Source organism: uncultured Kocuria sp., assembly GCF_947500125.1.
Lineage (GTDB): Bacteria > Actinomycetota > Actinomycetes > Actinomycetales > Micrococcaceae > Kocuria.
Genome location: NZ_CANMRA010000082.1, coordinates 1 through 1,272, shown reverse-complemented (window position 1 = coordinate 1,272; position 1,272 = coordinate 1). Strand labels below are relative to the sequence as shown.

Annotated in this window: 2 protein-coding genes; both read left to right on the top strand. The window is 65.9% G+C overall.

Annotation, left to right across the window (positions count from 1 at the left end):
• Positions 1-342 (top strand): primase C-terminal domain-containing protein (locus Q0817_RS19940; RefSeq protein WP_298592227.1); only part of this gene is annotated, 342 nt, incomplete at its 5' end.
• A gap of 53 nt (positions 343-395) precedes the next feature.
• On the top strand, positions 396-611 hold the full coding sequence (locus Q0817_RS19935; RefSeq protein ID WP_053004707.1) for a sigma factor-like helix-turn-helix DNA-binding protein: 216 nt from the start codon (positions 396-398) through the stop codon (positions 609-611).
• The last annotated feature ends 661 nt before the right edge of the window (positions 612-1,272 follow it).

Here is a 1,272-nt window from a genome sequence, read left to right as displayed (position 1 = left end):
GCGTCGTCTGTGGGCCGCAACGTCGCCCTGTTCCACCTCACCCGGCAATGGGCCTACCGCGCCCGCCTGCGCTACGACGAGGCCACCGAGTGGGAGCAGACCGTTCACGCCTTCGCCGTGAACAAGAACCTCACCGCCATCGCTGAGGAGTTCACCCGCGGCCCGCTGGGCGAGGTCGAAGTGCTGCACCTGGCCCGCTCCATCGCCCGCTGGACCTGGCGCAACATCACCCCAGAACTCACCAACCAACGACGCAAAGCTTGGGGCACTTGCCTCAGCGAACGCGCCGCTGACAAACGCCGCATCGACCGCACACTCATCCAGCAGGAGGCCCTCCGATGACCGCTGAGAACCCTGTACGCCGAACCAGGACTGCCCGTGAGGTCGCGCAGTCAGTGGGATGCCACCCACGCACGGTTCAGCGCGCTGTCGCCGAACCCCGTGACGAGTTCATCAAGCGGTCTCGGGCCCGGCAGGATCTCGCCCTCGAGCTCAAGAACGCCGGCCTGAAGTACCGCGAGATCGCCGACCGCCTCGGTTGCTCCGAGAAGGCCGCGCAGAACCTCGTTCAGCGCGCCCGAGACCGGCACAAGCTCACTTCCGCCACCTGAGGACTCTTCCGCCGGCACGGGCGACATGGGCCGGTTCCGTGCCGCAGAATGATCCACGGTGAAGAGGCATCTCACTGGAAAGGCCGGGGCCCCTCCCCGGCCTTTCGCATGCCCAGCGCAGCGCCCACCCGCCCCGCGTGGTGCCCCGGCCGGAGGCCGATCCCGTTTTATGGCACATAGAACATAGCTTTGCTCCACGCTTCACTGTCCAGCACATGCGGGACAGTGCTTCTCGGGCGCGCGCCCGAGAAAGGTGCCGGCACCGACAGATCGACCCTTTGTCAGGCCTCCCGCCCGTGACCTGTCGTCACCTTTGGGTGCCTTTTGGAGCGTGGCAGACACTGGAAGTGGGAGTTGGCGTGCTCACATCAACCGCTCCCACGGGAGGCCAGGGAGACCAGGCCCGGCCTCCCGTCAGAGCACTAATCCAGCACCGCTGATGCCTCCAGCTATAGGCATCACCCACCGCTGTGCAGGACACTAGAACGTGGGGAACGGGATCCTCCTCCCCACGAAAAAAGCCGGGCACCACTCCCCGGCTTTTTTCGTGCCCACAGCAGCAGGCAACTAGTCCTGGTCAGCGCCCCCCACCCATCAGCACACCCCCTCAGCTTTGCTCCGCTGAACGCATCGCTGAGCCAACCAACGCACTTCTGAGCCG